The sequence below is a fragment of the Occultella aeris genome, from assembly GCF_902703175.1.
Taxonomy (GTDB): Bacteria; Actinomycetota; Actinomycetes; order Actinomycetales; family Beutenbergiaceae; genus Occultella; species Occultella aeris.
This window is the reverse complement of record NZ_CACRYJ010000003.1, coordinates 33,569-46,965: the sequence shown is the minus strand read 5'-3', so window position 1 is coordinate 46,965 and position 13,397 is coordinate 33,569. Positions and strand designations below refer to the sequence as shown.

General features: G+C 71.1%; 10 protein-coding genes. 5 read left to right on the top strand and 5 right to left on the bottom strand.

Going from position 1 to position 13,397, the window contains the following annotated elements; genetic code table 11:
• Positions 1–45: 45 nt before the first annotated feature.
• From HALOF300_RS00205 to HALOF300_RS27180, 3 genes are read right to left on the bottom strand one after another with little or no spacing between them, the layout of a single operon-like run.
• Positions 46–996 carry a carbohydrate ABC transporter permease gene (locus HALOF300_RS00205; protein WP_231954930.1) on the bottom strand — a complete coding sequence of 317 codons (951 nt, stop codon included), beginning with the start codon at positions 994–996 and terminating at the stop codon, positions 46–48.
• Positions 993–1,502 carry a carbohydrate ABC transporter permease gene (locus tag HALOF300_RS27185; RefSeq protein WP_231954929.1) on the bottom strand — a complete coding sequence of 170 codons (510 nt, stop codon included), beginning with the start codon at positions 1,500–1,502 and terminating at the stop codon, positions 993–995. The genes HALOF300_RS00205 and HALOF300_RS27185 overlap by 4 nt, the downstream gene beginning before the upstream one ends.
• Before the next feature lie 33 nt (positions 1,503–1,535).
• Positions 1,536–1,760 carry a hypothetical protein gene (locus tag HALOF300_RS27180; RefSeq protein ID WP_231954928.1) on the bottom strand — a complete coding sequence of 75 codons (225 nt, stop codon included), beginning with the start codon at positions 1,758–1,760 and terminating at the stop codon, positions 1,536–1,538.
• 436 nt (positions 1,761–2,196) lie between these two features.
• Here HALOF300_RS27180 and HALOF300_RS00195 point away from each other — a divergent pair, with 436 nt between their 5' ends.
• Positions 2,197–3,528, top strand: coding sequence for an MFS transporter (locus HALOF300_RS00195; protein WP_156738639.1), 1,332 nt, complete (start codon positions 2,197–2,199; stop codon positions 3,526–3,528).
• Between the two features lie 208 nt (positions 3,529–3,736).
• On the top strand, positions 3,737–4,297 hold the full coding sequence (locus HALOF300_RS00190; protein ID WP_231954927.1) for a dihydrofolate reductase family protein: 561 nt from the start codon (positions 3,737–3,739) through the stop codon (positions 4,295–4,297).
• Positions 4,298–4,312: 15 nt separating this feature from the next.
• On the opposite strand, the gene HALOF300_RS00185 is transcribed toward HALOF300_RS00190, so the two are convergent.
• Both HALOF300_RS00185 and HALOF300_RS00180 read right to left on the bottom strand, forming a co-directional pair.
• Positions 4,313–4,672: a hypothetical protein gene (locus HALOF300_RS00185; protein WP_156738638.1), complete on the bottom strand. Its 360-nt coding sequence runs from the start codon at positions 4,670–4,672 to the stop codon at positions 4,313–4,315.
• Between the two features lie 52 nt (positions 4,673–4,724).
• On the bottom strand, positions 4,725–6,194 hold the full coding sequence (locus HALOF300_RS00180) for a CCA tRNA nucleotidyltransferase (RefSeq protein ID WP_231954926.1): 1,470 nt from the start codon (positions 6,192–6,194) through the stop codon (positions 4,725–4,727).
• Between the two features lie 135 nt (positions 6,195–6,329).
• Between HALOF300_RS00180 and HALOF300_RS00175 the strand changes: the two genes are divergently transcribed.
• From HALOF300_RS00175 to murJ, 3 genes are read left to right on the top strand one after another with little or no spacing between them, the layout of a single operon-like run.
• The gene (locus HALOF300_RS00175) at positions 6,330–6,854 is read left to right on the top strand and encodes an NUDIX hydrolase (RefSeq protein WP_154796441.1); all 525 of its coding nucleotides are present in this window, start codon (positions 6,330–6,332) and stop codon (positions 6,852–6,854) included.
• Positions 6,855–6,876: 22 nt separating this feature from the next.
• A complete protein-coding gene (locus HALOF300_RS00170; RefSeq protein WP_156738637.1) occupies positions 6,877–9,162 on the top strand; it encodes a DUF6049 family protein in 2,286 nt (761 codons plus the stop codon).
• The gene (murJ, locus tag HALOF300_RS27175; protein WP_231954925.1) at positions 9,159–13,397 is read left to right on the top strand and encodes a murein biosynthesis integral membrane protein MurJ; all 4,239 of its coding nucleotides are present in this window, start codon (positions 9,159–9,161) and stop codon (positions 13,395–13,397) included. Before HALOF300_RS00170 ends, murJ begins: the two co-directional genes overlap by 4 nt.

Genomic DNA, 13,397 nt, shown 5'->3' with positions numbered 1-13,397 from the left:
GGGGTTCTGCTTGGGGGTTGGGAACGGCTTGAGGGGTGGGCCGGCTCAGCCGGTGACGGCCCCGGCGGTGAGGCCGGCCACGAGCCGGCGCTGCAGGACCAGGAACACGGCAAGCATCGGGAGCGTCAGCAGTGTGGTGGCGGCCAGCAGCACGCCCCAGTTCTGGATGCCCTCGAGGTCCTGGAGGTGGGTCAGGCCCACCGGCAGGGTCATCAGGTCAGGGCTCTTGGCCACCAGGGAGGGCCAGAGGTACTCGTTCCACTCGCCGACCAGGGTCACCAGGGTGACCGCGGCGATGGTGGGGACCGAGATCGGTACGACCACCCGGAACAGCCGGCGCAGGTGCCCGGCACCGTCCAGCTCCGCGGCCTCGAGCAGGGACCTGGGCAGCTGCATGAACTGCTGCCGGAACAGGAACGTCCCGAACGCGCTGGCCAGGCCGGGCAGGATGATGCCCAGGTAGGTGTTCGTCCAGTCCAGGCCGGCCACCAGGACGTAGTTCGGGATGATCGTGATCTGGCCCGGGATCAGCAGTGTGAACAGCACGAGCATGAACGCGAGCTTCTTGAACGGGACGTCCACGAAGACGAGGGCGTAGGCACAGGCCAGGCCGAGAACCACCTTGAGGAAGGTGCTGGCCACCGTGATGAACACGCTGTTGAAGATCATCCGGCCGATCGGGATCGAGTTCGCGACTGCGATGAAGTTGTCGAAGTTCCATTCCTGCGGCAACCACTGGATCGGCCAGGTGGAGATCTCCGGGTTCGACTTGAAGCTGGCCAGCAGCATCCAGATCAGGGGGAACGCCATGACTAGCGCGGCCAGTACGAGCGTCACGTAGAGGCCGCCGTCCAGGGCGATCGCGCCCGGGCTGCGCCGACGTCGACGGCGTTCGGGCGGCTTGGGTGGTTGCGGCGTCTCCGCTCTGGTGCGCTGATCGCCCGCTGTGGCCGGAACGACCGGAGCCGCCGGGGTGTCGGTGGTGCTCGTGCTCACTGGTAGTGCACCCGCCTCTCGACGAACTTCATCTGGATGGCCGTGACCACGAGCAGGATCACGAAGAGGATCGTGGCGACCGCGGAGCCGTACCCGCCGCGGCCGATCTGGAAGCCCTCGACGTAGACCTGGTACATGAGCGTCTTGGTGGAGCCGAGCGGGCCACCGTTCGTCATCGAGCGGATCAGGTCGAAGGACTGCAGCGCGCTGAGCGTGAGCGTGATCAGCAGGAAGAAGGTGATCGGCCCGAGCAGCGGCAGCACGATCGCCCGGAACACCCGCCAGGTGCCTGCGCCGTCGAGTGCGGCGGCGTCACGCAGGTCCTGTGGCACGGACTGCAGGCCCGCCAGGTAGATCAACGCGACGTACCCGATGTGCTTCCACAACGTGACGATGATGATCATGATCAGCGGCCACGGCTCCTGCGTGAACCACGGCGGCGAGGAGAGCCCGAACCAGCCGAGCACCGTGCGGAGCAGTCCGATGTTCGGGTTGAAGATGTACATCCAGAGGAACCCGACGGCGATCCCGGACAGGACCTACGGGGCGAACGTGACAGTGCGGACGATCCCGCGTCCGAACAGCTTGCGGTTCAGGGCGAGCGCCAGGGCCAGGCCGATCGCCATGCCGCCGGCCACGGTGGCGACCGTGTAGAGCAGGGTCGTGAAGACGATCCGTGCGGACTCCGGGTCGTTGAACCATTCGACGTAGTTCCCGAACCCGATGAATTGCGCGAAATCGGAGCCGATGTTCCAATTGAGCATCGAATAGTAGAAGCTCAAGAACATCGGGCGATATGTAAATATCAGAAGCAGCGCAAGGTTCGGTCCCGCGAGCAGCGCGAAGACGCCAATATTACGCCAGAGTTTCTTTCTCCGAGCCGTCCGCCGCCCGGGCGGTGCAGCACTGGAGAGCGCGTGCGAACTCATGGAGATGCATTCCGATCGTGACGGTGGTGTTTCTCGATGGCGCCGCAATCAGAAGGCGCGCCGTGCAATTCCAGTGAGGACGCTACCCCCGGCGTTCGCGCGGGGTCGACCTTCCGAAGCCCTTCGGACCGCTTGTTCCGTCAACGTTCACCTGCCGTCATGGATCGGACACCGTGCCGTCGACGTCGTCCCGCGAATCGGACCGGCACCGCGCTCCCGTGCCACGACGCGCTCCCCGGGGAAGCGTCCTCGACCGCGATAGCCTGCGTTGGTGAGTGTGATCGCGGACCTCCGCACCGTCCTCGTCCACCGGGACTTCCGCAAGCTGTTCTCGGTCCGCCTCGTCTCGCAGTGCGGCGACGGCATGTTCCAGGCAGGGCTGGCCACACTCTTCTTCTTCTCGCCGGAGAACCTCGCGACGGCGGGGGCCGTTGCCGCTGCCTTCGCGGTGCTGCTGCTCCCGTTCACGATCGTCGGCCCGTTCGCCGGGCCGCTGCTCGACCGGTGGCGACGGCGTCAGGTGCTTGCCGTCGGCAACGCCATCCGGGTGGCGCTCGGCCTGACACTCGCGATCCTTATGGCCACGCAGGGCGTCGGCCCGGCGGTGTACGTCCTTGCGCTGCTCACGCTCGGCGTGAACCGGTTCCTGCTCGCGGCGCTCTCGGCAGGGCTGCCACGGGTGGTCCCGCGCGAACAGCTCCTGATGGCGAACACCCTGACGCCGACCCTCGGCGCGGTCTCGGCCGTGGTGGGCGCCGGGATCGGCTTCGGGATCGGCTGGCTCGTCCCGTCCGGCCCGGGCAAGGACGGCCTCGTGCTCGCCACCGCTGCGGTCCTGTTCGGCTGTGCCGCTCTGCTCGCGCTGCGGATGGGCCCGGATCTGCTCGGTCCCACAAGGGCGGCACGCACTCGTGGCGGGTTCGCGGCGCTCTCTGCAGATGTCCGCGCCACGGTCCGCGACCTGGTTGACGGCGCCACCTACCTGGTCCGCCGCCGCACCCCTGGCATGGCGCTGGCGGTGATGGCGCTGCACCGGTTCCTGTACGGCCTGAACTTCATAGCGCTCATCCTGATCTCCCGGAACCTGCTCTCCGATCCCACCGACGCCGACGCCGGCCTGGCGATGTTCGGGGTGCTCGCCTCGGTCTCGTTCGCCGGGAACGGGCTGGCCATCGTGGCCACCCCGATCGCACACGAGCGGATGTCACCCTCGACCTGGATCGTCGTATGCCTCGGCCTGGGCGCCGTCAGCCAGATCCTGATGGCGGCGGCACCCGAGTTCGCCGTGATCGCAGCCGCTGCGGTACTGATGGGCCTGGCCGTCCAGGGCGCGAAGATCGCCGTCGACACGATCGTGCAGCGGGACACCCACGACTCGTTCCGCGGCCGCGCGTTCTCCCTCTACGACATGCTCTACAACGCCGCGTTCGCCGGGGCCGCGGCACTGGCCGCGGCTGCGCTGCCGGACACCGGCTGGTCGAGGCCGGTGTTCGCGGCCCTCGCGGTCGCCTACGTGGCGATCGCCGTGGCCTACCGGCGTGGGGTCCGCCGGGTGCACGATCGTCCGGTGCCGGTGCTCGACGGCGAGCGCACCTCGGTCTGACGCCGCACCTCTGCCGGCGCATCCGCGGGGCGCGGCCGACGATGAGTTCGCCGCGCTCGATCGGTCTACCTCGACAACCGACCCGATCGAGAGCAGGCAGGATGACCATGCGGCTGACCGTGCACGAGTTCCTCACTCTGGACGGCGTGATGCAGGGCCCGGTGGCCCGGACGAGGACGCCACCGGCGGCTTCACCCAAGGCGGCTGGATGGTGCCGTTCGGCGACGAGGACTTCGGTGCGATCGTGGACACGTGGTTCGCCGCGACCGGCGCCTTCCTGCTCGGCCGGACCACCTACGACATGATGCAGGAGTACTGGTCGAGGATCACCGACCCGGACAACGCCGTCGCCGTCGCGCTGAACACGCTGCGCAAGCACGTGATCACCTCGCATGGCACGACGGCCCGGTGGGCGAACAGCGACGTGGTCCGGGCCGACAGCGACGCCGACGTCGTCGAAGCGGTCCGCGCGCTCAAGGCCGGGCCGGGTCAGGGTGAGCTCCAGGTGCACGGCAGTCATCGGCTCGCCCGGACCCTGCACGTCGCCGGGCTCGTCGACACCTACCGGCTGATCACGTTCCCGGTCGTCGTGGGCAGTGGCAAGCGCCTGTTCGAGCCGGGGGACGACCCAACGGCGTTCACCATCCTCGAGACCCGGACCACTTCGGCCGGCGGCGTCTACCAGGTGCTCGAGCCCAGCGCCGCCGCACCTGCGCGCGCGGAGTACGTCGTAGGAGAGGACGGCAAGGAGTCCATCCGCTGGGATTGAGGCGACCCGACGCTCTCAGGACACGTCCACGCCGGCGTCCCGGAAGGGAGCGAGCGCGATCTCGAACACCTCGGGCGCCACGCGGTCGCGGTGCCAGATCAGCCGCGCAGCCAGCATCGTCGTTGCGATGGCACCGCTGATCGTCGCGACCCCGGCCTGCGTCCTCAGCTCATCGCCGCGTGGGCGGAGCCGGCTGCGAACGTACGTGTCGAGCGCGGAGGACTCGGAGGCGGACAGCAACGGACCTCGTGTCCCATAGAGCTCGGCCACCTCATCGGAGTCGAGGTGGGCGTCTTCGATCACCTGGAAGCGAGTGCCGTCGAGCGTCGTGGCCCGATCGATGAAGTCGGTCACAGCGAGGGGAAGTGCAGCCATTCCGGTCTCCTCTTGGCGGTCCGGGGGCGCGACGTCACGCCTCGTGGACTGGTCAGCCGGCCCCGCGGGCCGCCCACCAGGAGCGCAGTTCGGCCTCGGCCCGCTCGGGGCCGAGCGGGCCGTGCTCCATCCGGAGCGCGAGCAGGTGCTTGTACGCGGCGCCGACGTCCCGGCCGGCGGGGATCTGGAGGATCTCCATGATCTGCGTGCCGTCGAGGTCCGGGCGGATCGCCTTGAGCTCCTCCTCGGCGGATAGTGCCGCGATCCGGCGCTCGAGGTCGTCGTAGGCGTGTGAGAGCCTGGCCGCCTTGCGCTGGTTCCGGGTGGTGCAGTCGGCCCGGGTCAGCCGGTGCAGGCGCTCGAGCTGATCGCCGGCATCGGTGATGTACCGGCGCACCGCCGAGTCCGTCCAGGCCGCCTCCCCGTATCCGTGGAACCGCAGGTGCAGCGCCACCAGGTGGGAGACGGCCTTGATGGTCGCCTTGTCGAAGCGCAGCTCCCGCAGCCGCTTCGTGGCCAGCTTCGCGCCGACGACCTCGTGATGGTGGAAACTCACGCCGCCGCCCGGCTCGAGCCGCCGGGTCGCCGGCTTGCCGACGTCGTGGAGCAGCGCCGCGAGGCGCAGGACCAGGTCCGGACCAGGTACGGGGCCGTCCGGACCGGTCTCGAGGTCGATGGCCTGGTCGAGCACGGTCAGCGAGTGCTCGTAGACGTCCTTGTGCCGGTGGTGCTCGTCGATGGTCAGCTGCATGCCGGGCAGCTCGGGCAGCACGTACTCGGCCAGGCCGGTGTAGACCATGAGTTCGAGGCCACGCCGAGGAGCAGCCGACATGAGCAGCCGGACGAGCTCGGCCTGGACCCGCTCGGCCGAGACGATCGTGATCCGCTCCGCCATCGCCGTCATCGCCTTCAGCACAGACTCGTCGACGTCGAACCCGAGTTGGGCGGTGAACCGGGCCGCGCGCATCATCCGCAGCGGGTCGTCGTCGAACGACTGTTCGGCGGTGACCGGGGTGCGCAGCAGCCCGTTCGCGAGGTCGGTGAGTCCGTCGAACGGGTCCACGAACGTCAGGTCCGGAAGCCGGACCGCCATCGAGTTGACGGTGAAGTCCCGGCGGGAGAGATCGCCGTCGAGCGAGTCGCCGTACGCCACCTGCGGCTTGCGGGACGTCGGGTCGTAGGCCTCGGTGCGGTACGTGGTGACCTCGACGATGACGTCCCCGCGCCGGGCTCCGATGGTGCCGAACTCCCGGCCCATGTCCCAGTGGGCGTCCCCCCACGCGGCCAGGATCCGCTCCGTGTCGTCCGGGCGCGCGGAGGTCGCGAAGTCCAGGTCGACACCGGCCCGGCCGAGGAAGGCGTCCCGCACCGGGCCGCCGACCAGTGCGAGCTCGTGGCCGGCGTCCGCGAACGCCGTCCCGAGCTCGATCGCGTCGGGTGCGTACGCGGCGAGCACACCGAGGGCGACGCGCAGCAGTTCCGCGGGAGACTCTCGGGGCGGTATGGGTGACGTGGGGGGCACAACCGTCAAGCGTGCCACGTGCGGGCCCGGCGCTGCCAGCCGGTGCCGACCGATCCGCCGCAGATCGGTGCCCACGCGGCCCGAAGACGCGTGCCGGGTACCCCACCTTCGCGTGGCCTTGATTACAGTGTCGTTATGTCCGCCGCAGCTCCGACCCCTCGACCGCGGGCGCCACGGCCCCCGGTCACGCGTCTGCGGCGCACCCACGCGCACTCGCTTCCGGTGGTCGACGAGACCTCCGCCGGCGGCCTCGTGGTGCGGGTCGTCGGTGGCGAGGCGTACACCGCGGTGATCGCGCGCCGCAACCGCGCGGGCAGGCTGGAATGGTGCCTGCCGAAGGGGCACTTGGAGGGCGCCGAGACCGCGGAGGAGGCCGCGGTCCGCGAGATCGCGGAGGAGACCGGGATCGAGGGACAGGTGCTCCGTCACCTCGCCACGATCGACTACTGGTTCGCGGGCTCGGACCGGCGCGTGCACAAGGTGGTCCACCACTATCTGCTCGAGGCGCTCGGCGGCGACCTCACCACGGAGAACGACCCCGACCATGAGGCCGAGGCGGTGGCCTGGGTGGCGCTGACCGATGTCGCGGCCCGGCTGGCCTACCCGAACGAGCGCCGGGTCGTGGCAACCGCCCGGGACATGCTCACCGGGCGCTCATGACGATCCACCGCGTGAGCCTGGGATGACGCGCCGAGAACCCCGCACCTTCCACGTGCGGGCCGCGCTCGTGGCGTGCCTGCTCGGGATCCTCGCCGCGGTCGGCCCACTCGCTCCCGCCGTGACCGTGCCGGCCGCCCATGCCGCGCCCGGGGACGTCACCGTCGACATCACCGGCACGACCCCGGCCGTGCTCCGACCCGGTCTGGATCTCGTGGTCACCGGCACGATCACGAACGAGACGGACGAGGTTCTCACGGATCCGTTCGTGCGGCTGCGGATGCAGACGCAGGTCCCGGACTCCCGCAACGGCCTGGCCCGGTGGCTGAACGATGACGCCACGTCCGGCCGGGTCGAGACCCTGACCCTGGCGAACCTCGGCCAGGACGTCCAGCCCGGCGCCACCGCACCCTTCACGGTCTCGATCCCGGCCGACCGCTCACCGTTCGGCGGCACCCCGGCCTGGGGTCCCCGCGGCTTCGAGATCGTCGTGTCCGACGGCGGCGTCACCGGGCGAGCCAGGTCCGTCCTGCTCTGGTACCCGGAGGCGATCGAGTCCGCCGGACCCACCGAACTGACCTTGCTGCTACCACTGACCCCCACGGCGCAGGAGTGGAGTACCGCCGCCGAGGAGGGGGTTCTCGTCGGACAGGTGGCCGCGGATCGGATCACCGCCCTGGTCGAGGCGACCCGGGACCTGCCGGTTGCGTGGGGCCTCGACCCCGTCCTCCTCGAACTGCCGACCGGCCCGGCACCGTCCGGCGAGGGTTCCGACGGGCAGGAGCCGACCCAGGGCGCCGGTCAGACCGAGCCGACGGACGAGGAGACCACGGGCACCCCGGACGACGGGGCGACGACCGACACCCCAGGCACGGCGGATCCGACGACCGAACCCCCGCCGTCGGGTACTGCGCCCGACGACGGCGCCACCGAGGGTGACGACGAGGAACGTGACGACCCGATCCTGACCGCCGCGCAACTGCCCGCATTCGTGCAGCTGCTCTCCGGCGCCAGCGCCCAGCGGGACGTCGTCGCCCTGTCCTACGGGGACGCGGACGCCATCACCATGGCCCGCGCGGACGAGCGCACGCTCATCGACGCGGCCGCCGACCGGACCGCCGCGCTGCTGGCCGAACGAGAGGTGACCGTCCTCGACGACGTGATCTGGCCGGCGGCCACCGATGAGTCGACGCTCGACGCGATCGCCCGGTCCGGGTCGGACACGGTCGTGCTCCCCGCCGACGAGGTGCCGACCACCGGGGATCTGACCTACACGCCGTCGGGCCGGACCGAGCTCACCACAGCGGGCGGGGACGCCGAGGCGGTGCTCTGGGACGGACCGCTCTCCGACACCCTCACCGACCCGGCCCTGACCACGGCGGAGGCGCAGCAGTCCTTCCTCGCGCAGACCGCCGTGATCACGCGGGAGCGTCCGAACGATCCGCGCGGGCTCATGGCCGCACTGCCGCGCGATCTCGGCACCGACCCGTCCGAGATCGAACGCCTGAGCACCATCCTCGACTCGCTCGCGGAGGCGCCCTGGCTCGAAGTCACCAGCCTGCGCAGCCTGCTCGGCCGCTCCGTCGGCACGGAGGGCCGGTCATACGAGCCGGCCCCACCCGACGGTGACCGTCTGACCACCGCGGAACTCGCCCGGCTGGGCGAGACGTGGACGGAACTCGATGCCTTCAACCAGGTGCTCGCCGATCCGGGCGCCCTCACGAACGGGCCGGCCGTCGCCCTGCTGAGCACGCCTTCGGCCGCGCTCATCGAGGTGCCGCGGGTGCGCACCGCGCTCGCCGACGGTGCCACGGACGCCGTCGCCGAGCTGCGCTCGATGATCACCGTCCAGGCCGGTAGCAGCGTCCTGCTCATCTCGGACGCGAGCGAGGTGCCGATCACGATCGACAACGCGCTCGACGCGGACGCGGAGGTCGTGATCCAGCTCGACCCGAACGATCCGCGCCTGCAGGCCGACGACGTGGTACCGGCGACCATCCCGGCGAACGGCACCACCACGGTGCGGATCCCGGTGACGGCGGTCGCGAACGGGGACGTCACCGTGGTGGTCCTGGTGCTGCCCGAGGCGGGTGGCACGCCCGTGGCCGAACCATCGTCGTTCGACGTCCGGGTCCGCGCCGACTGGGAGAGCACCGGGCTGACGGCAGCCGTCGTGGTGCTCGGCGTGGCGTTCGTGTTCGGTCTGTCCCGCACCATCCGCCGGGGCGGGCGGCGGTACCCACCCGAGGCCGCGGCCGCACTCGCCGAGACCGAGACCCAACCACCCACAGACACCGAGGACCCCCGATGAGCGAACCGCGCGGAGGACTGGCCGGTTCGGCAGCGCTGATGTTCTCCGGGACGCTCGTATCCCGGATCCTCGGCCTGGTCCGCAACGCCCTGCTGGTGGCGGCGATCTTCTCGGCCGGCGGCGCCGCGGACGCGTTCTCGGTGGCGAACAAGCTTCCGAACATCATCTACATGCTGCTCGCCGGCGGGATCCTGAACGCCGTCCTGGTGCCACAGATCGTTCGGGCGATGCGCCGCAAGGACGGCGGCCAGGAGTACGTGAACCGGCTACTCACCCTCGCCGGGGCGTTCCTGCTCCTTGTGACGGTGGTCCTGACCCTCGCCTCCAGCCTGCTGGTCACCCTGTACGCGGCGCAGTTCCAGAACGGGCCCTGGGGAGCGCTGTCGGTCTCGTTCGCGTTCTGGTGCATCCCCCAGCTCTTCTTCTACGGGATGTACGCACTGCTCGGACAGGTCCTGAACGCCCGCTCGGTGTTCGGCCCGTACATGTGGGCCCCGGCCGCGAACAACGTCATCGCGATCGCCGGGCTCGTGACCTACCTGATCGTCTTCGGCGGCTTCGACGAGGCCAACCCGCCCCCGGTCGAGGCCTGGGACGCCGGCCGGATCGCGCTCCTCGCGGGGAGCGCGACGCTCGGCGTTGCCGTACAGGCACTCGTCCTGATCATCCCGCTGGCTCGCAGCGGCTTCCGGTTCCGGCCGGTCTGGGGTCTGCGCAACACGGGCCTGGCCACCGCCGGCCGGGTGGCGACGTGGGCGTTCGCCGCACTCGCCGCAGGCCAGGTCGGGTACTTGGCGGTGTCCAACCTGGCGGCGTCGGCCGGTGTCGCCAGCGACAACGACCTCGGCGTGGCCGGCAACGCGGCCTACGACAACGCGTTCCTGATCTTCATGCTGCCCCAGTCGCTGATCACCGTGTCCCTGGTGACGGCGATGTTCACGCGACTGTCGGAGCAGGCCGCGTCCGCCGACACCCGCGCGGTCCGGGACAGCCTGTCCTTCGGGCTGCGTACCCTGGCCGTGTTCACGGTCTTCGCGGCGGCAGCGCTCATGGTGCTGGCCATCCCGGTCACGCAGGTGATCCAGTTCGACACCGCCTCGTTCCCGGCGTACCGGGGCGTCGGCGGCGTGCTCGTCGCGATGCTCGCCGGCCTGCCGGCGATCGCGATCTGGACGATGGCCCAGCGGGTCTACTTCGCGTTCGAGGACACGAAGTCGCTGTTCCTGATCCAGGTTCCGATGGCGGTGATCCTCATCGTCGGCAGCGTGCTCAGCTACTTCCTGCTGGACGTGCAGTGGTGGGTCGCCGGTGCCGGTGCGGCCACGACCGTCGCGAACACCGTCGGCGCCCTGGTCGCCTACCTGGCACTGCGCCGGCGGCTGCCGAGCCTCGACGGCAGCCGGGTCTTCCTCACCCACCTGCGGGTGTTCATGGCCGCCGTGCCCGCCGCCCTGATCGGGTGGGGTCTGCTGCACCTGTGGGGCGTCGAGACGGGGTTCGCCGGGGCGCTGCTGCGGGTGCTCGTGCTCGGCGCGCTGATGCTGGCGATCTACCTGATCCTGCTGCGCCGGTTGCGGGTGGGAGAACTCGATGCACTGATGCGCCGGGTGTCCTCGATGGCGGCCCCCGCGACCCGGCCACTCGCCGCGCTGGCGACGCGCGTCCCGATACCTGCGCCGTTGCGTACCATGTGGGGAAAGATCAGCGGAGTTCCACAGCGTATCGGAGGCGCCCCCGTGAATCGAGGCACCGCCACGGACCTGGTGGTCGGATCAACCATCGCGGACCGGTACGTCCTGCTCGCGCGGCTCACGGCCCCCCTGGCGCAGAGCAGCTACTGGACCGCACGGGACGAGATCCTGCAGCGCGACGTCCGGATCGTCACCCTTGGCGGGCCGCATCGCGAGGAGGCGCTCGACGCCGCCCGCCGCGCCGCGCTGGTCGGGGACGAACGCCTAGCCAGGATCCTGCGCGTGGGTACCTCCGACGGTTTGGGCTACCTCGTCACCGAGTTGTCGGACACCCCGTCCCTCGCAGACCTCGTCCGCTCCGGTCCGCTGCCCGCGGCCGCGGCTCGCGCCATCGCAGGGGAGGCCGCCGGTGCGGTGGAGGCGGCCCGCAAGCGCGGCGTCCACCACCTGCACCTTCGACCGGGGTCGCTGTTGGTCGGCGAGCGCGGCGTGGTGCTCACCGGTCTCGCCGTGGACGCGGCCCAGCTCGGCATCGACGGCGGCGACGCGCGCACGGCGGCACGCACGGACAGCGTCGACCTCGTCGCACTGCTGTACACGGCGCTGACCGGCACCTGGCCGGGCGAACCCGCTCGTGCCGGCGGGCTGCCCCTCGCGCCGCGTCACGGCGGCGCGCCGGTGCCGCCCGGAGACGTGGTCGAGGGCATCCCGCACGACCTCGACACGCTGTGCTCCGTCACGTTCGGTCCGCACGAGGACGGCCCGTACACCCCGGGCGAGCTGGTCCGTGACCTCGCGCCGTGGGACGACCTCGACCCGAGCGTGCTCGCGGCGGCTCGAACCGCGGACGACGGCGGACCTTCCGTGCCGCCGTCGGCCGTGGGTCGTGGAGTCGCGCCGCAGGGCGCGGTACCGGATCGGTCATCGTCGGCCGGCGCGGCTGGCGGGGCCGCCGTGGCCGGCGCCGCGGGTGCGGCTGCCGTCGGCGCCACCGCTGCAGCTGGCGCGGAAGCGCCGGTCGGACCCGGGAGCACCGCACGCTACGCAACTACCGGGGCCGACGCCGGTCAGACCGACGCCGGTTTCCCGGTGCCCGACGCGGACCCTGGAACAGTCGGCCCGCCGGACGCGACCACCCAGCTGTTCCCGGTGCGTGGACCCGTGGACCCGAGTACGTGGACCTTGAAGCCGCCGCCCGAGCCAGGCCGGCAGCGCCCCTTCGACGATCTGGTGCGAGTGGACGAGCAGACCCCCGACCGTACCCAGATCATCGACAGCTACCACGCCCGTCATGAGCACGCGGGCACGGGCGCGGCAGACCCGGTCTCGCAGGAGTCGTCGCTGTGGCAGCGTCTCGGCGCCAAGGGCCGTGCCCTCGTCGGCACGGTCACCGGAGCGCTCGCCGGCGCCGGAGCCGGCGCGGGCGCCCGCTCCGCCGAGACCGGGGCAGACGCCGCCGGCGCGTCCGGGATCGCGGGCGCCACGACGCCGTTCGACGGCGGGCCGGCTGCCATCGACGGCGCTCCCGCCATCGGGGCCGGACCACGTCCCGCACCGGCTGCCGTGCAGGCGGGCTGGGACCTGCCCGCCGAACCCGGGGGCGGTGCCGACGTCGACGGGGCACAGGCCGGGATCGACGGCGCGCCACTCGCTCCCGCGATCGGCGCCGGTCCGCTCCCGACCCCCGGTGCGCCGTTGGCGGGCTGGGACCTGCCACACGAAGGGGCGGACGATGCCCTCGACGGTGCCCCGGACGCAGACCGCTCCCGCTCCGCCGTCGGCGCCGGGGCCGTGGCCGCCGTCGCCGGTTCGCAACGCGCCATCGGTGCCCTGAAGGAGAACGCGCGAGCGGTCGGAGAACGGTTCCGACGTCCCGAGACCGACGCAGACGCCGAGCCGAGCGAGCCCCGCCCACGGTTCAACCCGACCCCGATCGTCATCTTGCTGATGATCGCCCTCGTCATCCTCGCGGGGTTCCTCGCCTTCAACTCGCTCAACGAGGCACGCACGTCCTACGCACCTACGACCGACCCGACGGCGACAGTGCCGAGCGAGGGCACCGACCCCGCGGCCACGACGGAGCCGACCCAGGAACCGACCACACCACCACCGCCCGTCGTCGCCACGTTCGTCTCGGCCCGCTCGCTCGACCCGGCCTCCGGTGTCGGCGACAACGAGGACACGGCCGGCCGGGCGATCGACGGCAACCCCGAGACCACCTGGAACTCGCTCCGGTACAACAACCCGAACTACGGGATCAAGGACGGCCTCGGGTTCGCCGTCGAGCTCGAAGCTCCCACGCTGATCACGACCGTCACCCTCGACGTGCACGGCAGCGGCGGCATCGTGCAGATCCGCAACACGGACCCGAGCGCACCCAATGGCGGCGAGGTCCTCGCGGAGGGCCCGATGGGACCGAACACGACGTACACCCTGTCCACACCCACCGAGCTCAGCTCGATCGTCCTGTGGTTCCCTGAACTGCCGGTCGCGGAGTCCGACGGCCGGAACCGGATCGAACTCGCGGAGATCACGGTCGGCTGA

What these genes read in the sequence shown, in the direction of transcription:
- HALOF300_RS00170 (WP_156738637.1), top strand. Translation starts at nt 6,877, where the DNA reads ATGACGCGCCGAGAACCCCGCACCTTCCACGTGCGGGCCGCGCTCGTG.
- HALOF300_RS27185 (WP_231954929.1), bottom strand. Translation starts at nt 1,502, where the DNA reads ATGTACATCTTCAACCCGAACATCGGACTGCTCCGCACGGTGCTCGGC.
- HALOF300_RS00175 (WP_154796441.1), top strand. Translation starts at nt 6,330, where the DNA reads ATGTCCGCCGCAGCTCCGACCCCTCGACCGCGGGCGCCACGGCCCCCG.
- HALOF300_RS00190 (WP_231954927.1), top strand. Translation starts at nt 3,737, where the DNA reads ATGGTGCCGTTCGGCGACGAGGACTTCGGTGCGATCGTGGACACGTGG.
- murJ (WP_231954925.1), top strand. Translation starts at nt 9,159, where the DNA reads ATGAGCGAACCGCGCGGAGGACTGGCCGGTTCGGCAGCGCTGATGTTC.
- HALOF300_RS00185 (WP_156738638.1), bottom strand. Translation starts at nt 4,672, where the DNA reads ATGGCTGCACTTCCCCTCGCTGTGACCGACTTCATCGATCGGGCCACG.
- HALOF300_RS27180 (WP_231954928.1), bottom strand. Translation starts at nt 1,760, where the DNA reads ATGCTCAATTGGAACATCGGCTCCGATTTCGCGCAATTCATCGGGTTC.